Source organism: Acinetobacter sp., assembly GCF_049284435.1.
Classification (GTDB): domain Bacteria; phylum Pseudomonadota; class Gammaproteobacteria; order Pseudomonadales; family Moraxellaceae; genus Acinetobacter.
Map to the genome: position 1 here is coordinate 20,588 of NZ_JBAPXX010000107.1, position 21,786 is coordinate 42,373.

Annotated in this window: 19 protein-coding genes and 1 pseudogene; 8 read left to right on the plus strand and 12 right to left on the minus strand. The window is 44.9% G+C overall.

Translation table 11 applies throughout. The features are described from left to right. Positions 1–58: 58 nt before the first annotated feature. The gene (locus tag WAK81_RS09535; RefSeq protein WP_422196626.1) at positions 59–1,663 is read right to left on the minus strand and encodes a bifunctional 3-(3-hydroxy-phenyl)propionate/3-hydroxycinnamic acid hydroxylase; all 1,605 of its coding nucleotides are present in this window, start codon (positions 1,661–1,663) and stop codon (positions 59–61) included. A 350-nt stretch (positions 1,664–2,013) separates the two neighbouring features. Further along, positions 2,014–2,247, minus strand: a complete 234-nt coding sequence (locus tag WAK81_RS09540; protein WP_422196627.1) for a hypothetical protein — start codon at positions 2,245–2,247, stop codon at positions 2,014–2,016. Between the two features lie 396 nt (positions 2,248–2,643). Here WAK81_RS09540 and WAK81_RS09545 point away from each other — a divergent pair, with 396 nt between their 5' ends. The 5 genes and pseudogenes from WAK81_RS09545 (at position 2,644) to WAK81_RS09565 (ending at position 7,468) form a co-directional block, all read left to right on the plus strand. Then, entirely contained in the window at positions 2,644–3,651 is a 1,008-nt protein-coding gene (locus WAK81_RS09545) for a CobW family GTP-binding protein (RefSeq protein ID WP_422196628.1), read from the plus strand. A 101-nt stretch (positions 3,652–3,752) separates the two neighbouring features. After that, positions 3,753–4,283 carry a YaeQ family protein gene (locus WAK81_RS09550; RefSeq protein WP_026056583.1) on the plus strand — a complete coding sequence of 177 codons (531 nt, stop codon included), beginning with the start codon at positions 3,753–3,755 and terminating at the stop codon, positions 4,281–4,283. Positions 4,284–4,368: 85 nt separating this feature from the next. After that, positions 4,369–4,991 (plus strand): annotated as a pseudogene (locus WAK81_RS09555) (MgtC/SapB family protein). Positions 4,992–5,076: 85 nt separating this feature from the next. Then, positions 5,077–5,415 carry an FKBP-type peptidyl-prolyl cis-trans isomerase gene (locus WAK81_RS09560; protein WP_004280661.1) on the plus strand — a complete coding sequence of 113 codons (339 nt, stop codon included), beginning with the start codon at positions 5,077–5,079 and terminating at the stop codon, positions 5,413–5,415. A 241-nt stretch (positions 5,416–5,656) separates the two neighbouring features. Then, entirely contained in the window at positions 5,657–7,468 is a 1,812-nt protein-coding gene (locus tag WAK81_RS09565) for a sensor domain-containing diguanylate cyclase (RefSeq protein ID WP_422196629.1), read from the plus strand. On the opposite strand, the gene WAK81_RS09570 is transcribed toward WAK81_RS09565, so the two are convergent. After that, the gene (locus tag WAK81_RS09570; protein WP_422196630.1) at positions 7,465–7,932 is read right to left on the minus strand and encodes a GNAT family N-acetyltransferase; all 468 of its coding nucleotides are present in this window, start codon (positions 7,930–7,932) and stop codon (positions 7,465–7,467) included. The two genes, WAK81_RS09565 and WAK81_RS09570, sit on opposite strands and share 4 nt — an antisense overlap. A gap of 371 nt (positions 7,933–8,303) precedes the next feature. On the opposite strand from WAK81_RS09570, the gene WAK81_RS09575 reads away from it, so the two are divergent. The 3 genes from WAK81_RS09575 to WAK81_RS09585 all read left to right on the plus strand — a co-directional run bounded on the left by WAK81_RS09575 (position 8,304) and on the right by WAK81_RS09585 (position 9,971). Next, positions 8,304–8,789 carry a hypothetical protein gene (locus WAK81_RS09575; RefSeq protein WP_422196631.1) on the plus strand — a complete coding sequence of 162 codons (486 nt, stop codon included), beginning with the start codon at positions 8,304–8,306 and terminating at the stop codon, positions 8,787–8,789. A gap of 260 nt (positions 8,790–9,049) precedes the next feature. Further along, positions 9,050–9,325, plus strand: a complete 276-nt coding sequence (locus WAK81_RS09580) for a hypothetical protein (RefSeq protein ID WP_422196632.1) — start codon at positions 9,050–9,052, stop codon at positions 9,323–9,325. A gap of 148 nt (positions 9,326–9,473) precedes the next feature. Then, entirely contained in the window at positions 9,474–9,971 is a 498-nt protein-coding gene (locus WAK81_RS09585; protein ID WP_004280652.1) for a DUF2505 family protein, read from the plus strand. A 120-nt stretch (positions 9,972–10,091) separates the two neighbouring features. Here WAK81_RS09585 and WAK81_RS09590 read toward each other — a convergent pair whose 3' ends face one another. The 9 genes from WAK81_RS09590 to sdsA form a co-directional block, all read right to left on the minus strand. Beyond that, on the minus strand, positions 10,092–10,766 hold the full coding sequence (locus tag WAK81_RS09590; RefSeq protein WP_422196633.1) for a DUF1345 domain-containing protein: 675 nt from the start codon (positions 10,764–10,766) through the stop codon (positions 10,092–10,094). A gap of 210 nt (positions 10,767–10,976) precedes the next feature. Further along, complete coding sequence (locus WAK81_RS09595) at positions 10,977–11,426, minus strand: YbjQ family protein (protein WP_005265911.1); 450 nt, start codon at positions 11,424–11,426, stop codon at positions 10,977–10,979. Positions 11,427–11,429: 3 nt separating this feature from the next. Next, the gene (locus WAK81_RS09600; RefSeq protein ID WP_005104015.1) at positions 11,430–11,786 is read right to left on the minus strand and encodes a YbjQ family protein; all 357 of its coding nucleotides are present in this window, start codon (positions 11,784–11,786) and stop codon (positions 11,430–11,432) included. A gap of 107 nt (positions 11,787–11,893) precedes the next feature. After that, complete coding sequence (gene adeK / locus WAK81_RS09605) at positions 11,894–13,360, minus strand: multidrug efflux RND transporter AdeIJK outer membrane channel subunit AdeK (RefSeq protein WP_422196634.1); 1,467 nt, start codon at positions 13,358–13,360, stop codon at positions 11,894–11,896. Beyond that, positions 13,360–16,536: an efflux RND transporter permease subunit gene (locus WAK81_RS09610; RefSeq protein WP_422196635.1), complete on the minus strand. Its 3,177-nt coding sequence runs from the start codon at positions 16,534–16,536 to the stop codon at positions 13,360–13,362. The genes adeK and WAK81_RS09610 overlap by 1 nt, the downstream gene beginning before the upstream one ends. A 13-nt stretch (positions 16,537–16,549) precedes the next feature. Further along, positions 16,550–17,812 carry an efflux RND transporter periplasmic adaptor subunit gene (locus WAK81_RS09615; protein WP_004731916.1) on the minus strand — a complete coding sequence of 421 codons (1,263 nt, stop codon included), beginning with the start codon at positions 17,810–17,812 and terminating at the stop codon, positions 16,550–16,552. Positions 17,813–17,848: 36 nt separating this feature from the next. Then, a complete protein-coding gene (locus WAK81_RS09620) occupies positions 17,849–18,451 on the minus strand; it encodes a phosphatase PAP2 family protein (RefSeq protein ID WP_422196636.1) in 603 nt (200 codons plus the stop codon). A 152-nt stretch (positions 18,452–18,603) separates the two neighbouring features. Further along, positions 18,604–20,652, minus strand: coding sequence for a site-specific recombinase (locus WAK81_RS09625; protein WP_422196637.1), 2,049 nt, complete (start codon positions 20,650–20,652; stop codon positions 18,604–18,606). Between the two features lie 15 nt (positions 20,653–20,667). After that, the gene (gene sdsA, locus WAK81_RS09630; protein WP_004280641.1) at positions 20,668–21,645 is read right to left on the minus strand and encodes an All-trans-nonaprenyl-diphosphate synthase; all 978 of its coding nucleotides are present in this window, start codon (positions 21,643–21,645) and stop codon (positions 20,668–20,670) included. Between the last annotated feature and the right edge of the window lie 141 nt (positions 21,646–21,786).

Consider the following 21,786-nt stretch of genomic DNA (forward strand, 5'->3'; position numbering starts at 1 on the left):
GGATATCTAAAAATAATAAAAAAACCACGCCGAAGCGTGGTGAAAAGTGACCCTAATATTATTTCAGGTAAAGCTTTTTAAACAGTTGCTGACTGGTGCTTTCCATCGACTGTGGAATGGCCAGCGCAGCCACGAAACGGTCAGGACGCAAGATTACAACTGAGTCAGACGTGTTGCCAAACCACGAGCGGATGTCTGTGCCGATATCACCAATGGTGATGACATCTTGATACTCTTTGCGCTGGCTATTTTGCAATTGCACCGCCGGAATCACCTGAATGAATTTCACGCCGAGCGATTTCCACTGTTGCAACGTTTCTGGACTGAGACCCCATTTCGGATCGACACCCCAAGCAATAATCGCAAAATCATTGCCGATCACTTCATCCAGTAACACGGTTTCACCCGAAGCCAGTTGAACTTGAGGCTGGATAAACATCTTGCCGACTGGAGAGTTCTTGGCCCCATTACTCAAAAGTGCGCCGTCATGATATTTCGGCATCGGTTTAAAACGCATTTCCAGCAGGTACTGTTTGATCGGCTTGATATAGTTCAGGGCATAGGCAATGCCGTCACGAACAAAACCTTGCCATTTTTTCGGTGGTGCCAATACGTGACCTGCCATCACCGACAGATCAATCATCGCCTTGGCATGGTCCTTACGTTCGATCTGATACGAGTCTAAAAGTGCGGGGCCAGCTTTACCTTGAACAACCAGCGCCATTTTCCAGGCCAGATTAAAGGCATCACGCATACCGCTGTTATAACCCTGACCTTGCCATACCGGCATAATGTGCGCTGCATCACCGGCCAGTAAAATACGGTCGGCACGGAACTTGTCGGCAATACGGGCATTATGAGTATAGACACGCTGACGGATCACTTCAATACCATCCGTACTTGGTAAAATCTTAGACAGCAGCTTGGCAATATTTTCCGGTTTGCTGAGTTCTTCCTGCGTTTCACCCGGCATGACCATAAATTCAAAACGGCGGATACAATGTGGCAATGCGGCTGATACATAAGGACGTACCGGATCACAACATAAGTAAATATGCGGTGTAGCAAGCGGGTCATTCTCAAGGTCGATCACGATCCACTGATTTGGTGCAGTTTCACCTTCAAAGGCAATGCCCAGATTACGGCGCACATAGGAATTACCGCCATCACAAGCAATCAGGTATTGAGCGCGAACAATTTCTGCATCGCTCTCTTTATTTTGCAGGTTGAGTGTTACGCCGTCAGTATCCTGACTAAACTGAGTCAATTGACGAGAAAACAGCACTTGCGTGTTTTTATATTGCTTTAAGCCTTGCAGCAGAACGTTATCAACTTGTGGCTGAATAAAGGCATTACGGCGCGAGAAACCAAACTCACGTGTTAAAGGCTGAATATCTGCAAAACAGCGACCTTTAGGCGTCAAGAAGCGCATCGCATGATTCGGAGTGGTATGCGGTAAGACTTGATCGACTAAACCTAAAGATTGAATGGTACGCAAGGATTCATCATCGATTCCAATCGCCCGTGGATAATCAATCAAACTATCCAGTTGCTCGACAATCGTGACAGCTACGCCTTGCTTGCTCAGATAGTTGGCAATGGTTAAGCCTACAGGGCCGGCGCCAAGGATTGCCACTTCAGTAGTGTAATTAGTATTGCTCATAGCGAATGTCCATTCAATCGACTTGCATTTGATGCTATTAAGGGACAGTTAGAAGCCAGAAACAAGTTAGGCGATAGTAGCTTAAGTATATGGATGATATTGGTTTTAAACGGATTATTTTTAAATAAGTATTTGAATTGAAATATAAAAATAATAAAAATTTGATAGCCCGTATTAATTCTATGATCAGTTTTGACTATGGTGATAAATAGATTTTGTGCAATAAAAATGCTGAACCAGCATTAAGCATGATTCAGCATCGAATAATATCGGGGCAGTATAGGAAAGCCTACTGGAGAATTACTGTCCCTGATATCTTCGTTGAAGGATTAAACGAGTCGTTCAATCACTTAACGTGCAGCAGGTTTTGCAGGTGTCATAGTTTCCGCAGCAGCTTCAGATGCAGCAGGCTGCTCTGCAGATGCACCTGCAACCGGGGCATTTGATTCAGGTAATTTCTGGGTAGTCACAATCACTTTTTCTTCTGCAGTGGTCGTTTTCGCATCTGTGTTTTTACTATCAGCAAAACTGGTGGCTGCAGCCGCAGTAAGCGTAGTGGCAAGTAAGATTTGTGCATATTTCATTTTTGGCATCCTTTTATTCATGTCATGTAATGTAATCTGCCGAGCTGACCATCACATCAATTCGACAGATGCTCATCCTAAGTACAGGAATTTTACTGAGCAAATCAATTAACAAAAGCGACACGCAGGGAATAACTCTGCAGATACAAAACTGAGAAAGTTGTTTTATTTCTGTTAATTATGCGGAGTTTTATTTAATAAAAGTGTGTATGAATATTTCAAAAATCAAATTTGAAATAAAAGTTAACATAGAAAATTGGTAATTTTGGATCATTCCATTAATTTTTATCTCTGTTATTTTCAAGGCATGTTCACTAAGAACACGCATTTTAAAGTGACACTGTGCTTTATAATGCAGGGCATTGCTATTTCTATTCAATCTCTTGAGAGCCGATTTTGAAAATTCTGTCAGCGTCGCAGGCTATTCCTGTCCATATCATTTCCGGATTTTTGGGTGCAGGTAAAACCACACTACTCAAACATTTACTGCAGCAAAAACCGGAACAGGAAATCTGGGCAGTACTGATGAATGAATTTGGCCAGATTGGGGTAGATCAGCAGTTATTGCCGCAAGACCAGGGCTTTGCGGTCAAAGAGCTACTCGGTGGTTGTCTATGTTGTAGCAGTCAATTGCCGATGCAGATTGCCTTGTCACGTCTGCTATCAGAAGTGAAACCGGATCGGCTATTTATCGAACCTACCGGACTGGGGCATCCTGGCCAATTACTGGAACAGCTAACCGAGCCGCACTGGCACAGCCATTTAAACATGCAGGCTTTAGTCACCGTGGTGGATGGTTCGCGTTTGCATGATCGGGACTGGACCCAGCAAAACCTGTATGCAGACCAGCTCAAGGCAGCGCATATTGTGGTGATTTCACATACTGACTTGATGACAACCGCAGATCACGCAGCGCTCATGCAACTTCAGGCGGAATATCAACCTTATGCCCAACAGTGGTTAATGACTGAGCAGGGGCAGCTCAATATCGAACCGATCAAGCAGAAGTATCAGGGTTCCGCCCGTCAGATCCAGCCTTTGTTAAAACAGCAGCAGACCCTCCTTTCCGCGGATACGCCCGTAGTGATTCAGCAGATGCCTTATCATTATGTAGAAAGCGCGCAGGGTTATCAGGTTGCTGGCTGGAAATTGCCAAAACGCTGGAAATTTAATTTTTATGATCTGCTGGATCTGCTCTGTGAACAAAAAGACTGGCTCAGAATCAAAGGGATTTTTCATACCGACAAAGGCTGGAAAAGCTTTAATTTTAATCCTGAGCAGTTTAATTATCAGTCGGTAGATGAAGGCATTGATAACCGAGTAGAAGTGATTTATCAACAGTCACGGGATTGGCTGGCATTTGAAACTGCTTTGATGCAATGCCATATGGATCTGGAAAAATAACGGCACTGTTTCTAGTACGCCGAATGAATTATTGGCCTAAATCTGTTCAGCAAAATAGCGCTAAATCTTATATGCTAGGCGCCAAATTTGAGGATTATGTGATGGCGTTAAAAGCGACGATTTATAAGGTTGATTTGAATATTGCGGACATGGATACGCATCGTTATGCAGACTATCAGCTGACGATGGCGCTGCATCCTTCAGAAACCATTGAACGCTTGATGGTACGTATTCTGGCCTATGCGCGCTATGCCGATGAAGCATTGGAATTTACCAAGGATCTGTTTGAAACCGATGAACCGGCACTGTGGGAAAAGGATCTGACCGGGCAACTGGTCAAATGGATTGAAGTCGGTAGCCCGGATGAAGATAAAGTCAAAAAGGCCAGTGCGCGTTGCAAGCAGGTCGCAGTCGTCACCTATGGTTCTGCGGTGGATGAATGGTATAAGCGCAGCAGCAAATTAAAAACCTTAAAAAATGTGGAAGTGTGGAAGTTATCTACTGCAACTACCGACGCATTGCCACAATTATGCGAACGCACCATGCAGTTACAGTTAAATGTGATGGATGGTGAATGGACCTTGATTGGTGATCAGGGCCAAGTGCTAGTGGAATGGGAACAGTTACAATAAGGTCAAATAAGGATGCAAGTCTGGACTTGTATCCTGTAGCTCAAATTGCGTATATCTGAGGAATAAGAATACGCAGGGCTGCACCATGTACCATGAACTTTATGATTTATTGCTGGCTGTCGCGATTGGTGCAATTATTGGTGCAGAGCGTGAATATCACAGTAAATCTGCTGGATTGCGTACCATAATTATGGTTAGTCTGAGTTCCTGTTTATTTACCATTATCTCCCTGAAAATAGGGGTCGCTAATCCTGACCGGTCAGCTGCTAATGTCTTAACTGGACTGGGTTTTCTAGGTGCCGGTGTTATTCTGAAAGATGATAACCGTATTTCTGGAATTACCACCGCGACCACGATCTGGATGACTGCAGCACTCGGCATGGCGGTCGGTGCAGGCTATGAACTCTTAAGTATTTGGGCCACTTTTATTGTCATGGCGGTGCTGGTTCTATTGATGTACGTACAGCGCTGCATTGAATCTCTGAATCAGGAACGCAGCTATGAAATCGTCTGCCCATTTGATCAAAATGACTCCAATCATTACGAAATGCTATTTAATCGTTATCAGTTAAAAGTAGTGCATTCCTCACAAAAAAAATTGACCAACAGATTATCGGACGCTGGATCCTGATGGGATCGGCCAAGAATCATCAAGAATTAACCCAGTATTTACTCAATGATAAGAATATTCAGGAACTCAGCTTTTAACCCATCAATGGCCCAGACTTAAAAAAATAGTGCATTCCGGTTTATACTGAGCTTTGAATTTTATGCCCCTCTCAGGTAAATAACCATGATCAACGAACTTGAAATTATTGATTTAAAAGTAGGCGAAGGTAAAGAAGCGGTGAAAGGTGCCTTAATTACCACGCACTATACTGGCTGGCTGGAAGATGGAACCAAGTTTGATTCTTCTATTGACCGTGGTAATTATTTTGAAACTGTCATTGGCACAGGCCGTGTAATCAAAGGCTGGGATCAGGGGATTCTGGGAATGAAAGTTGGTGGCAAGCGTAAATTGATGGTGCCTGCACATTTAGCCTATGGCGAACGTAAAATGGGTAAAGTCATACCAGCCAATTCCAACCTGATTTTTGAAATTGAACTGTTTGATGTAAAAACACGTGATTAAAATGATTTAACTAGCTGAATAACAAGTCTGTTTTTTATTCAAAGATATACGCTGGTTCCGGTGCAGTCGCTTCAAAATAGGCTGTGTCGGAGAAGCTACAAAAAACATCTAAAAAGATTTGAAATCAAAAATATTCCTTGTAAATTATAAGAATAATAAAAAATTATCTGGAGATAGAACATATTTGCATAACTCGATAAGGAATGTCTGTTTTTTTGTATTTGTCTGGGCCTTTAGCTGGATGACTTGGATCACAAGTTCAGCAATCGCCCATGATGAACTCCCGTCGCCGTCATTTCAGCAGCAATCTCACGACCATATTACTGAAGTCCATTTTACCGAACATAGCAGCCGCTCTTTGCAGGGAAAATGGCTGTTTTATCCGAGCCAGTTTATTATTCAGCCCAGTCCCGTACTCGAGTCAAAAACAGTTGAATTGCCAGCCTCTTTTAAAACTCTGGCGGGTTCAAATTCTGGCTATGGTACCTTTATTGGTTATTTTAAAATTCCGAAAGAATTTCTCGGGCGACGTATCGCGATTCGGATTCCGACCCAGTACGGCGCCTATCGAGTATATGTTAATGGACAGTTTATTGTCCGGCTCGGGGAAATCAGTACTACACCTGACAAACAGGTGACTGAGAAAGCACCGCGTATTGGCTATTTTGTTCCCGACACTGAATATATTACTTTAAGCATTCAAGCCTCAAATTATACCCACTTGCATGGTGGCCTCGAACGACCGATGCAGATCGGCGTTGCAGGTACCATTAATCGCCAATTCCAGCAGCTCATGATGAGTATTGCCTTGGTGTGCGGCGCGGTACTTGGGGTGGGGGTATTTACTATTCTATTTTCGGTATTCAGGGGATCACGAGAACGTAACAGTAAAAGTATCTTTGTTTTTGGCTGGTTTATTGTCTTTTTGGCCCTGCATAACCTGTTTTCTGCACCTTATGCCTATTCGGTATTTACCAATATCAACTGGCTGTGGGGAACCCGCTTAGAGTATCTGTTTACTTTTATTACTGCCTTCTTTTTTCTCAGTTATATGCATCTGTTTAACCGGCGCTATCTAAATCCGGTGATTTATTATATCGCAGTGGCATTACTGGTCTTTAACATTACTTTCACCCTATTTTCCCCCCCAGAGATATTTGAACGCCTGGCCCTATTTAGTGCGATTTTTGCCTTGGTCATCATCGGTAATTTTATTTACGGCTTTTATCAGACCTTACGTTATAAAGAGCATTATTCACGTCTAAATCTGATTGCGATTATTTTCCTCTGTCTAACTTTTTTGAATGATTATCTATTGCTGATCAATGTAATTAAAACCACGCATTTGTTCTTTATTTCAACCAGTATCTATGCCTTATTAATCATGTTTCAGCAGTCCAGACATTATGCACATCAAACTTATGAGACTGAACAGCTGAACCTGAACCTGATCGCCCTCAATAATTCGCTCGATCAAAAAGTCAAAGAACGCACCCAGCAGCTGCGTGAAGTGAATGCCAAACTGGAACAGCAAATGAATATTGATGCGCTGACCGGGGCTTTTAACCGGCGTGCCTTAAATCATGAAATCCAGCAGCAATTTTTACAGACCCAGCAACAGCCGCAACATACCTTGATTTTTGCCATGCTCGATGTCGATTTTTTTAAAAACTATAATGACTATTATGGCCATTTAAAGGGGGATGAAATCCTGAAAAATCTGGTCAGGATTATTCAAGCTGCTTTGCCACCGTCTGGCTATCTGGCGCGTTATGGTGGTGAAGAGTTTGCGATTCTGCTCACCGGAATCCCGGTTCAAACCGCCCTGAAAAATCTGGAAAATGTGTTAAACCAGATTCGGGAACAGCGTATGCAACATCTGAATCGGCCAGATGCGAAAGATTATGTTACGGTCAGTATGGGCGCGGCCTGGGTTGAACAAAAACATAGCTATGCAGATATTCATGAATTGATGAAAGCGGCAGATGTGCAGCTCTATGCCGCCAAACAGGCAGGACGTGATCAGTTAAAAATTGAAAAAGAGGCCGATTAAAAAACATATTTATACAGATAACGCGATTCATCTTCTGACTCGGCAGAATGTGGATGAAAGCCGCAGTGTTGATAATAACTTAAGGCAGTGTGGGTAGACTGTATTTCAATCTGATGAATTTTTTTCTTTAATAAAGCGCGATGCATTTGATGAAATAACTCGGTGCCAAACCCCAGTCTTTGGCAGTGTTGGGCCACATAATGCATCCGGATTTCTCCAGCATCACTGACCAATAAGAACCCGACTACCTTGTCATATATGAGATAAACCCAGCAATCATTATACAGCATATCGACAATCAGGCTGGCATGATCAAATTTTTCTAGCCAGGTTTGAATTTTACTTTCTTCACGCTGATGATTCAGTACACAGGACTGAATGCTGTCATGAATGACCTGAATAATTTGAGGTATATCTTCGACCCTCCCTTCACGAATCATAATATTATTCATTTTCTCGAACATTTATAGGGAAGGTTTATTTGATAAAAAAGAAGAGGGTAAAAAACAGAACAATATTGTAGTTTTTTGAGAATCTTTGCTGTGATTTATCCATGTGAAGATCGGTTCTGTTGCTGATTTGTCCTGTTTGTTTATCTCAAGTTCTTGAATCTCATTACAGAGTTAAAAATAAAAAATCAAAGTAAATCAATTTTTGAATAAATCGAAGTTCGAATCTGGGCACAAATGAACAATCAGAGAAGATAAATAGTAAAGATAAGCCTGAAGTTTGCACTGTACAAAAAATAGACGTATGCTGAGTCAAAAGGGACTATTCAAATGAATCTTGATCCTATAACCATAAAAATAAAATTAGTCACATGAGATAATCAACCATGCTGAAATTACTGCTCTTGTTATGTGTTTTATTTATGTTGAATGCTGCCTGGATCGTAGGCAGAAAGATCTATAAAGCTCAGCGCCATCTGGCGCGTCAGCGTCCAGAAAAACCGGCACAGATTTCCAGCATTACAGAGCAAGAGGTCATCGAGCAAGAGCAGAAAGTACATCTGGTGGATGCTTATGAACTGGAGCTGTTTGACGATGTGGCACAGCTATTCTTTCAACGGCAGGTACATATTGAGAATCGGGCACAGGCCGAACAGTTACAGCAAGAACTATTACAAAAAATGCCGATGCACAGTGGCACCCAGATTCGTCAGATGGATTTAGGCGAATGGTCTATTTTCTGGAATTTTTATGATCAGTCACTGGAATATTATGTCGGTCGCTATGGCGTCTTCTATGCGCATGTTGACCGTTTTGGAGAAGAGCACCGTCAGGAAATCCGCAGCGATCTTTTGCATTCTGACTGTGCTTAGAACACAACTTTCAGTCATTTTCTACGACTGAAGATCTCAGGCTAGGTACTTAAGCCGTTGTAATTCAGAAAAGGTATCTAATGCCTTACCTTAGATTTTTTCTGCCCCTTGGCGGAAATAGACCATATAATTCATCTCCTTTAAGCCATAATCTTGCGCTAGAAAAACCTCAAAACTCGCGAGTCGTATTCTCGAAATAGTCATTTAAGAATGTAGGAAGTCTGGCGAGCAATGGTCCGGACTAAAAAGGCAGGAGCGCTATGATTATTGATTTTTATCAAGCACAATTACAGAAGTTTATTGCTCTGGCGATAAAGATTGAGGTTGAGCCTGAACTGTATTTGCAGTTTGATTCGGTCTCGGATTTTTATAAGGCTGACTGGTTGCAGGATTTTCCGGCTGGTACAGAATACTATGTTTCTGGTCTGGATGATGGTGCCGATGAGTTTCATGCCGTGATTTATTATGGCGAAGCACAGCTACAGATCAGCTGTGGACAGGCACAGCTTTCAGTAAAACTATGTTGCAAACATTGACCGGATTGCCGGTATTTCCCGATAAAAGAATAATGACATTCGCTATAAAGTTGATATAAATTGCAAAGTCATCTCTGTATTTGATTTTTATTCGCATTGGTCGGGAGTGGCATAGGCGAATATCGTGATAAAAATAAGGAAAAAAAGCATGGCACATCAGTTCACCGTAAAAGCAATTATCAATGGCGTGTCTATTGATGAATTTAAGCGTTTGGCCAATGATATTCGTTTGCATGAGGCAGTTTGTCATCGAATTCCTGCGCAAAACTTGGAAATCCTGGTTTCGGAAAAGCAGGGGCATATGTATACCCTGAAACGCGCTTATAATCTGGATGTTAATATTCCTGATATCGCAAAAAAATTACTCAAAGATGCATTCCGTTTGCAGCGTACCGATGTCAGCGATCTGAATGAAATGACTTCGACGGTACAACTCGGTGCAAACTTGCCGATCGAAGCTATCTGTCAGCGTGCAGTCACCGGAGATGAAGACCAGATCCAGTTTCAGTTAAACTGGACAGTCAAAGTCAAAGTGCCTTTGCTGGGTGGCATGCTAGAAAAGCATGCTGAAGGTGAGATTCGTAAATTTAGTGAAATTGAACTCAGCATCGTCGAAGATGAATTGCGTAAAGGTCTCACCGCTTGAAGCAATCAAATAGTGTGATTGACCTAATTTAAAAGCTGGTCATGTATACACTGGGTGGTGGTAGTCATTTGAGCGGTAGATCGCCATTTTCAGTGTATTGTCACTATCCAAAAAACTTTTTTAAGTGCTGATAAAGTTTGCCGTCACATTAATGCTGATGGCCAGAATGGTGGTATTGAATCCGTAGGCCAAAAGCAAATGTAAGGTATTTAGAACCCGCATGGATTGGCAAGTAATGGATACATCTGCAGTTTGCGCAGAAGTCCCGATGATATAACTAAAATATAGAAAGTCTGGATAAGTCGGTCTGGTGGTATTGGGGAAATCCAGTCCACCTTGTTGCTGTTTGTCGAGCGCCAGATAAAAGTCATGTGCATAATGAATTGCAAAAACCGTATGCATCAAGAACCAGGCTGAAATAATGGTCAGAACTGATAAGATTAAATGGCCGGTTCGGATGGTGGTATCTTTGGGTAAGTGATTAATTTCAATAATAATCGCTATAAAACACATGATGAGGGTGATGATCACCAGAAACAGAATGATCCATTTACTGGCATCCTGTTGCATGGCGCGTTGCAGAATATGAGCATGATCAATACGCCAGAGTTTTTTTATGGTCAATAATAAATAAGCGTAAATCGCGATATTCCAGCTGATCAACAGGCAGCTTGACCAGCTCAAAGGGGTGACTGTCTGTAAAACCAGATAAAATCCAATGATGGCTGGGAAAATAATAAAGAAATACAGACGGGATTGAAGTGCCGTTTTTATAGACTGAAGAAACTGCATCATGTCATTTATATTTGTTTTGCTGACTTCTCAAGATCCTAGCACAGAACCGTTTGCAATAAAGAAGATTGCACCGGCCTGAATATCAGCCTCAGTTATTTCCTCTACGACATATCATCCTAAAGGTGTCGAACTGATTCGAGTTGAGTAATTTGACTGCGCGGATCGCGCAGCAGGCGTGATTATCTCAATAAATTTTTTCTGAACCGATGTTTAGATGGATTGAGCGGGTTGTTGGATTGCAGTGCCATAAGCAAAGACTTCTACCATGCCACCTTGCATACCGAGTTCAGTCGTGCTGAGCCGAATACCCATAATCTGAGTCGCCCCGATTTTTTCGGCCTCGAGTTTTAAACGTACAATCGCTTCACGTCGTGCGCGTTCTACTACACTTTCATAGCTGGTCAGACGGCCACCAAGCATATTCTGTACATTGGCAATCGCATATTTAAAATAATCATGGGAAATGACCACATTGCTGCTGATCATCTGTCCGGAATATTCAGACACAGCGAAGCGGCTATTGTTCACCCGAATATATGCCAGACGTTGTTCCTGTTCATCCAGATAACGAAAATGTTTACGTTCGTTATAACGACCAAAGCCGAAACCGACACTAAACAGAATGGCAAAAATAATGATCTGTAGAATTAAACCATCCATGCTTTAATCTGCCTGTGGAAAAGGGTCGGGCAATTTTGGCATGATCGGATCAACTACTACGGCTGTCCCATAAACAAAGAGTTCAGAAGCACCTTGGGCAATATTAGAGGTCGAGAAACGAATGCCGACAATCGCATTGGCACCCATGCTGCGGGCTTTTTCAATCATGCGGTTCATGGCTTCCTGACGGGATTCTTCCAGCAGTTCGGTATAGGCGGTGAGCTCACCACCGACAATATTTTTCAGGCCGGCCAGTAAGTCACGTCCGACATGTTTGCTGCGTACAGTACTGCCATAAACCACATCAATTTGCTGGCGAATGGTATGACCCGGGACAGATTCCAGATTGCTAAGTAACATGTGCATGTTTTCTAAATAAATCGCTGGTCTATGACAATAGGAAAACTGCCTTGAAAATGCAATAAAAAAAGCCCACCGAAGTGAGCTTTTTCTGATCTATCTGGAATTTATTGCGCTGGTTGTTCTGCCGTACGGCGCTGTTCAGACACAGACGGTGGATTCGGCAGGGTATCCGTCGTATTGACTTTCAAGCCACCACCCAGGGTTTTGTAGACTTCAACCTGATTGTTCAGATTGGCCTGTTCAAGCAATAACAAACCTTGTTCTGCTGCATAAGACGCACGCTGTGCATCCAGTACAGTCAGATAGCTGTCAATCCCTGCGCGGAAACGTGCCTGCGACAGGCGATAGGTGGTATTGGTTGCTTCGACCAGACGGCGCTGTGCCGCTAGACGATCACCAATATTCTGACGTACTGCTAAGGCATCATTTACTTCACGGAAAGCCGTTTGAATCGACTTTTCGTAATCTGACAAGGCAATTTGCTGATCGGTTTCAGAAATACGTATATTGGCCTGACGGGTACCCCAGTCAAAAATTGGAATATCCAGACTCGGGCCAAAAGACCACGCAAAACTGCCAGATTTAAACAGATCGCCTAAATCAGTTGAGGCATAACCTGCTGAACCGGTCAGACTAATCGTTGGGAACAGACGCGCACGTGCTGCCGCAATATTGGCACCCGCCGCAGACAGACGATACTCTGCTGCACGGACATCTGGACGGTTGATCAGCAGGTCACTTGGCAAGCCTGAGCCCAGTGCGGTATTGGCGGTGATACGGGTAATGCGTTGTGCCGGTAACAAATTCGCCGGTACTTGCTGGCCGACCAGCAGGTTTAACAGGTTTTGTGCCTGTGCTACCTGAGTGCGGTAATTCGCCACATCATTACGTGCGGTTTCAACCGAGATCTGTGCCTGACGTACAGGAAGCTCGCTGTCGATCCCGACATCAAAACGTTTCTTGTTCAGATTGAACGATTCAAGCTGGGCTTTCAATGTTTGTTCAGCCAAAGCCAGATTGGCATTGGCAAACGAATAGCTGAGCCAAGCTTGAGACACCTGACCAATCAAAGCAATTTGCGTCGCATCTCGAGCACTTTGGGTCGCCAGAAAACTATCCAGCGCATTGTCACGTAAGCTGCGGACACGTCCCCAAAAATCCAGTTCATATGCAGTTACACCCAGTCCGACATTATAAGTCGTCACTGCACCACGATTCTGCGAATTCATGGTGTCTTGGCGCAATACGCTACCGCTGGCACCAATAGTAGGTAACTGGTTGTTTTCAGTAATCTGATACTGTTGTTGAGCTCGCTGAATATTAAGAGCAGCAGTGCGCAAATCACGGTTATTGTTTAATGCCAGATCCAGCACCTGTAACAGGCGCTGATCGGCAAAAAAGTTTTTATAACCCTGTTCTGCTACAGAAGTACCAGACGCATTGGTATAGCTGCTCGGGATATTTGCCTGCGCAACCGGCTCTGGACTACGCATGCTTTGACAGGCGGTCAAAGCAAGCGCAAGGGCAGATACCGCAATGCTACGACCTGTAATAGACCATACATTTTGCATTACGACTTATACTCCTGATTTTGTTGTTTTGGTTTGTATTTAAAGATACTTCGAATCCAGACATAGAATACCGGAATAAAGAAGATACCTAACAAGGTCGAGCTGATTACGCCACCGAGTACACCATAACCGACCGAATGCTGGCTACCTGCACCTGCGCCTGAAGCCAGGGCAAGCGGTAATACACCAAAACCAAAGGCCAATGTGGTCATGATAATTGGACGTAAACGCATTTTTGCCGCATGCAAGGTCGCATCGAATAACTCTTCACCCTGTTCTTGCAGCTCTTTCGCAAACTCGACAATCAAGATCGCGTTTTTCGCCGACAGACCAATGACGGCAATAATGGCCACCTGGAAGTAAATGTTATTCGACAGGTTCGGATTTTGCAGCAGCACCATTCCACCATAGGTGAGTAATAATGCACCGACAATACCCAATGGTACTACCAGCAGCACCGAGAATGGAATCGACCAGCTTTCATACAGGGCTGCCAGACACAGGAAGACAATCAGGAGTGACAGGGCATACAGGAACGGGGCCTGTGCACCAGATTCACGTTCTTCTAAAGACAGACCTGTCCATTCGAAGTCAAAGCCCGTCAAGCCCATTTCTGGTAACTTGGCTGCAATTTCTTCCATGGCTACCATTGCATCACCAGAGCTGATGCCCGGAGCAGGTGTACCCTGAATATTCATTGACGATACGCCGTTATAACGTTCCAGACGTGGTGAACCATAGGTCCATTCGCCTGTTGCAAAGGCCGAGAATGGCACCATTTCACCGCGATTATTACGCACATACCATTGGTCCAGATCTGCCGGCATCATCCGCGAGTCAGCTTCACCCTGAACATAGACTTTCTTGACACGACCGCGATCAATGAAGTCATTGATATATGAACCGCCCCAAGCAATACCCATGGTGCTGTTAATTTCGGCAACGCTGACACCCAGTGCACCTGCTTGCGCATGATCCACAATGACACGGTACTGAGGAGTATCTTCCTGACCGTTTGGACGTACACCTGCCAGACGCGAATCTTGTGCTGCCATGCCCAGGATTGCATTACGTGCTGCCAGGAGCTGGTCATGACTTTGACCACTTGCAGCCTTGAGCTGTAAGTTGAAGCCAGCCGACACACCCAGTTCAGGCATCGCAGGAAGCTGCAATGGCATGATATAAGAGGCATCTTTGACAATCATGTTCAGCGCCATACCACGTTGAATAATGGCACCGACCTGAGATTCCGGACTGTTACGCTCAGACCAGTCTTTCAGTTTAATAAAGGCCAGACCTGCGTTTTGTCCCACACCGGTAAACGAGAAACCTGCCACACTAAACACGGACTCGACATGATCTTTCTCGTTTTCCAAGAAATAGTTGGTCATGGTGTTGACCACTTTGTCGGTACGTTCCAGGGTTGCATTTGGCGGTAGCTGAACCAGCGCCATAACCACACCCTGATCTTCATCCGGCAGGAATGAAGACGGCAGTTTCTGGAACAGCAGCACGATAACACCCAGCACTACTGCATAGACAATGCCTGAGAAAATCTTGCTGTGGGTCATGCGATTCACGCCGCCCTGATATTTCACAGCCACATTGTCAAAGCTGCGGTTAAACCAGCGGAAGAAGCGGGCAAAGATACCGTTACTTTGCGGCTTGTTCGGATCATGCTGTTTCAGCAAGGTCGCACACAGGGCAGGGGTGAAGGTTAATGCCACTATCAGCGACAAGACCATTGCTGTGACCAGCGTAATCGAGAACTGACGATAAATAACCCCGGTAGTTCCACCGAAGAATGCCATGGGAACGAATACTGCTGACAGCACTGAGGTAATACCAATCAGTGCGCCAGAAATCTGTTTCATCGACTTTTCAGTCGCAGAAACCGGATCCAGATGCTCTTCCACCATGACCCGTTCGACGTTCTCGACCACAACAATTGCGTCATCGACCAGAAGACCGATCGCCAGCACCATGGCAAACATGGTCAGGGTATTAATCGAGAAGCCGAAGACGTTAATCACGGCAAAGGTACCCAATACCACGACTGGAACTGCCATGGTCGGAATAATCGTGGCACGCCAGTTCTGCAAGAACAGGAACATGACCAGAAACACCAGAATAATCGCTTCGATCAGCGTTTTGACCACGCTCTTGATCGACAGTTCAATAAATGGTGTGGTGTCAAAGGCTAGCTGATCGACCATGCCTTGCGGATAGTTGGGACGTAATTCTTCTAAGCGTTCTTCAACAGCCTGTGCTGTATCGAGCGCATTCGCGCCAGTCGCGAGTTTAATTGCGACACCACCAGCAGGCTTGCCGTTGAACTTGGAATCAAACTGATAATTATCTGCTCCCAGTTCAACCCGTGCTACATCTCCGAGGCGAACTTGTGCACCTGAGGTGGTATTTTTCAGGAAGATATTGCTGAACTGTTCCGGCGTTTGTAACAGACTTTGAGCCGTTACCGTCGCATTCAGAACTTGGCCTTGAACTGCTGGCGCACCACCCAACTGACCTACGGCAACCTGGGCGTTTTGGGTACGAATTGCAGTAGCAATATCACTTGGCGTCACTTGCAGGCTTGCCATCTTGGCTGGATCCAGCCAGATACGCATCGCATAAGAACCACCAAAGACCTGAACTTCACCGACCCCGGCCACACGGCTTAAAGGCTCAGCAATATTCGAGTTAACATAGTCTTTGATGTCATCTGCAGTCAGGCTGCTATCAGGTGAATAGAATGCCAAAACTTGCAGGAAGCTTGCACCCGATTTGGTCACCCGCACACCCTGACGCTGTACATCTTCAGGCAGCAGGGCAGTCGCAGACTGTAATTTGTTTTGAACCTGAACCTGTGCGATATCAGGATCGACACCCTGGTCAAAGTTCAAGGAAATAGAAGAAGAACCATTACCCGCACTGTTAGACGAGATATAGCGCAAGCCATCCATACCGTTCATCTGCTGCTCGATAATCTGGGTCACTGTATTTTCAACAGTTTCAGCAGATGCACCCGGATAAGTCGCAGAAATCGTCACGGTTGGTGGCGCGATGGTCGGATATTGTGCAATCGGCATTTTGCTGATGGTTAAGATACCCGCCAGCATAATCACCAATGCAATCACCCATGCGAAAATCGGGCGATGAATAAAGAATTGAGCCATGAACCATTACTCCTTATGCATTTGCAGCAGGTTTTTGTTCAGGTTTCTCTTTAGCATCATCTGCCTTTTTCTCGCTCGCTGCAGGCTGTTGCGGTGCAGCACCTTGTGGCGCAGCAGCTTGAGGTTGATAAGGTTTTGGTACAACTTGCTGTTCAGGTTTTACTTTCGCAATGCCATCCACAATCACTTTATCGCCTGGATTCAGACCTTCGGTCACAATCCAGTTGCTGCCTTGGGAACCAACGGTAGTCACTGGACGTGGCGTCACTTTATTGTCAGCACCGACTAGCATCGCCATCGCCTGACCTGTTGGGGTACGGGTCAAAGCTGCTTGCGGAATCAGGAAAGCATTCGGTACTTCACCCTGTACGATTTGAGCAGTGGCAAACATACCTGGCAGAAGCAGGTGATTTTTGTTCGGGAACACCGCACGTAAAGTCACGGTACCTGTTTCAGGGTTCACACTGGCATCGGAGAATGCAAGACGGCCTTCAACCGGGTAGATACTGCCATCTTCAAGCTTTAACTTGACTTTGGTGTTGTTCGAGCTGTTCAAGCTACCTTGATTAAGCTGTTGACGTAAGCGTAATAGCTCGGCACTTGACTGGTTGATATCTACATAGATTGGATCTAGACGCTGAATCGTCACCAATGGCTCTGGCTGATTCGCTGTTACCAAAGCACCCGCCGTCACAGACGAACGGTTGGTCTGGCCCGAAATCGGGGCACGTACAGTCGAATAGCCCAGGTTGATTTCTGCATTACGCAAAGTTGCACGATTGGCATTCAAATCAGCTTCAGCCAGTTTGACCTGTGCCGCGATGTCGTCATATTCCTGTTTGGAAATGGCATTGGTACCGACCAGCTGACGGTAACGGCCTTCCTTCACACGCAATACGCCCAGATTGGCTTCAGCACGGGCAATCGCTGCACGGGCATTGTCTACTGTAGTGCGGTTGGTGCTTGAATCGATTTCATACAAGGCCTGACCTTCACGCACATAGCTGCCTTCCGTGAACAAGCGTTTAAGCACCACGCCACTGGCTTGTGGACGTACGTCTGAAATTTCAAATGCTGTTGTACGACCTGAGAGCTCTACAGACTGCTCTACACTTTGCGGTTGTGCAACAAGAACACCGACTTCAGTCGGTGGCATTTGTTGTTGAGCACCAGCTTGCTGGCCCTCTTTAGGATCTTTGCTACAACCAACAAGTGCAAGACTTGTTGCCAATGCACAAGCAGTCAGGGCAGGTGCCCAAAGCTTTGCAGACATCATTATTCCACCTCTAATTAGATTTATATCTAAATTTTCTCATTTGTCAGCCGCGCAATATCTGATCCAGACCATATACCACAACGAAATCCAAATAAAACTGATACTCCAGCCGGATATGACATCTGAAGGAAAATGTACGCCCAGATAAACTCTTGAGATACCCATCATCAGCATCCATACCACTGCACCTATCACGATGAGGGTATAACGGGAATGTTGCCGATGGATGTAAATTGCCAGACAAGCCAGACAGGCCGCATATAGACTATGGGCACTTGGAAAAGAACTTCCAAAGCTTTCAACCAGATGCAAGGATTCTGGTGGTCGGGGTCGGGCAATTGCAAATTTCAACAGCCAAGCTAGGAGAATTCCTCCGATAATTCCGATATATATAAAAATTACGCTTGTATACTTTTTATACCACAGCAAGGCAATACACCATAGCGTGGATAAAAATAATACAAATGGCATGCCACCTATTAGGGATAAGGACTGAGTAATTTGATTCCAAAACTCGGTGCGATACAGACTCATCCATTCCACAGCTTGCAAGTCGAGCTCGCTTAAAGCGGGAATATTCAGGATGAACACACTGAAAATTAAAAATAAAATACCGACAAAAAGTAACAAGTAATGCATGCCAAAAATCCTTGTCCTTTTAACCGTTCGCAGATCGGTCAATTGTCTGAAGCAAAGTGTACTTGTCAGTACACTTTTTTTCAAGTGTGCGTATTTTATGCGAATTCCATTTTTTTCGTAAGGAATTTGTTGCTAAATATACTGTAATTATCTCAGTTTTGAGTTTTTGTCGATGTATGATTTTCGTCAATTTCAATGCTTTGCTTGGGTGGCCAGAAGAAATCACTAGGTCGGGTCAGGAAGTGAGTCATGACCAGTTTTGCCAAAGGTTTCCATTGTTCAAAACGCACCCGGCGCGCGCGTAAGGCTACAATAATTGTCAGAGTGAAACTGACAAACAAGTTGGTCAGGCCAATGAGTAACACACCCAGAAAAGACACCACGATCAAGCCGATATCGGGACCATTGATCGTAATAAGACCCTGAATAAAGTTGGCAGAGGCAAAGGCGATATGGCGAATATCCAGCGGCAGACCGAGAATAAAACCAATCGTGCCCATACTGCCGAGCATGATTCCGAAAATAAAATTACCCGCCAGTGCACCCATATTACGTTCGATATAATCAGCAAAACGGTAAAGACGCTCTTGCCCCATCAGCTGCGATAAACGCACATGGGCTTTCAGGCGCGGGCCGACCTTGCGGTAAACAGCCATATTGTCAAAATAACCGGCCAATAATCCGGACAGGAACAAACATACTCCGGCAATCGCTGCATGCGGAATTGCCAACGAAGTAAACGGATTCAGGTCATGCAGGGTTTTGGCAGCCTTGGCATGATTCATTAAAGGTTCATGCAGCGCAAAATCCCACAGCAGGGTAATCAATGCTGCTACTGGAATCGCAATCGAAATATTGCCCAGAATGGCGACAAACTGGGTACGGATAATATTTACAATCAACGCGGCCAGCTCGGCAATCTGAGCCATTTTCGAGCCTTTACGCTGCTGTACGGTAGCAGCCAGTGCAGCAGCAGTCATCGCCGGCTGTTTGGTCGCTACGGTAAAATGCAGGACATGAATCAGCATAAAGCCTAGTGAATAGTTCATGCTATAGCTAAAGGCCTGCATCAAGGGGGCCATGGTGAGGCGTGTCATCAGAATTTTTAAGGTGGCCATCGTCGCGATGATGGCACCAGCACCTGCAGCCGATTTGTACATGGCCAGAAAGCCTTGCTTGTCGGTACTCACATAATGCTCACCGGTCTTGCTGGCATTTTCAGTTACCTGTAAAGCCAAAAGTTCACTATTGGTGGCCAGCAGGGCCCGAACACTGCGTTCACTATAAATTGCTTCAGTAATATCCGCGATAAACAGACCAATAGATTGATAACGCAGATCATCGTCATCCATCACCATATTGAGCAGAATTTCGACCCGTTCCAGACACTGTTCTAGCAGTGCCAGCATATAGGTCAGGCTGACACTGACACCAGTCCGCTTGGTAGAACGGCGAATCTTGGCCACGACATCATGACATTGTTCCAGCATCACCAGCGCTTGTGACGCATCGGGTGGGGTAATCGAATCGACTAGGGTGACTGTGTTATAGCGCTTTTTATATTCCTGAATAAACTCGTTAATCTCACGATTCTGCACCAGAAAGGGAGATTCGTATTCCATCAGCTCAGGCTGGGCATTAATAAATTCAGGGTGTAGACCAATACCACTGATCCGGTAAGACAAAATGGTCAGTGCCTTGATCAGCTGGTCTTTAATCCGGGTTTTTTCAGGCTGATTGGAATGTCCCTGATTCAGGACTGCAAATAAACGTTGCCAGTCATCTTCATCAAAATAATCCAGCCAGTATTTATCGGTACGCTGATAAAAAACCTTGCGGAATAATTCCTGGAGTTGCTGATGGTCGGGAATCAGCGGCAAGACATGCGCGCCAAGGCGCTGGTTTAGCTGGTTCCAGAATCCATCCAGAGACAAAATACCAGTATCGGAAAACAGACCGGTCTGTTTATAGCGGTTAATGATCCGCAGGGTAAAGGTTTGAAGCGTTGCAACCGCATTCGGGGTGAGTAATAAAGCCCGGATAAATGCATTGAATTTCGCTTCGATCTCTTCGGTATTTCTGCTGTCTTCAGGTCTGATTCTTTCAACCAATTCAATCAGAAGATTTTCATCTAGCACCGCCCGAGGTTGTTCAAGCTGGTGCTGCATGTTTTGGAAAAGATCTAGAAAATTAATATGCATAGGCGAGTTTAAAAGTTACTGAATTCGGTGTAGGGCCAGTTTGGCCAGGTTAATCAGGGCCTGACGATATTCGGAGTCAGGTAATGCCTGCAAGGCATCAATTGCAATTTCAGTTTCTTCTGTGGCACGTTGACGGCAATAATCCAGCGCACCAGATTCATTAACAATTTGAATGACCTGTTCCAGATGTTCCGTACCGCCAGTCGCAATACTGCGACGGATAATTTCATGCTGCTCACCAGTGGTGTTTTTCAGTGCTGCAATCAATGGCAGAGTCGGTTTACCTTCCATGAGATCATCACCGATATTTTTGCCGAGCGTGTCCGCGTCGGAGGTGTAATCTAAAATGTCATCAATAATCTGGAAAGCATTGCCGAAATGTCCGGCAAAGGTTTTTAACGGCTGACGGAATTCGTCTTTATCCGACAAAATAGCAGCACCTTCGGTGGCCAGTTCAAACAGGCGCGAGGTCTTGCCATGAATAATATTCAAATAAGTCGCTTCAGTGGTTTCCGGTTGATGCTGGGATTGTAGTTGCAGCACTTCACCTTCAGCAATTTCACAGGTACCGGTCGAAAAATCTTTGAGCAACACCATGTTGTTCAAATCGACCAGCAAATCAAAAGCACGTGAAATCAGAAAGTCACCCACCAAAACCGCAGTCTGGTTATTCCAGGTAGCATTGGCCGTCGGGCGGCCGCGACGCAGACCTGATTCATCTACTACATCATCATGCACCAGTGTTGCGGTATGCAGCATTTCAATGATTGCAGCCAGTTTACGGTGCGGTTCTAAATTTTCAGCACCACACGCCTTGGCGGCCAAAAGACACATAATTGGGCGCATACGTTTGCCACCCGCTTCCACCACGTGTTTGCTGACGGCCATCACTAATGCAACTTTTGAGGTAATTCCTTCATTAATGAATGTGTCCATCGCAGCAAAGTCGTTAGCAACAGGAGCGAGAATGTCTTGCTTAAAGTCGATGGTCATGTGAAAGAAAACCTCTAGTCTGGTAAATCGCAGGTCGTAGTTTAACAATTTATAACATGAGTGAAACCTAAGAAATGCATAAACTCCACTAAAAATCAGCTTTTTATAGATCTTATGTAGATTCGATCCATATTTCGAGCC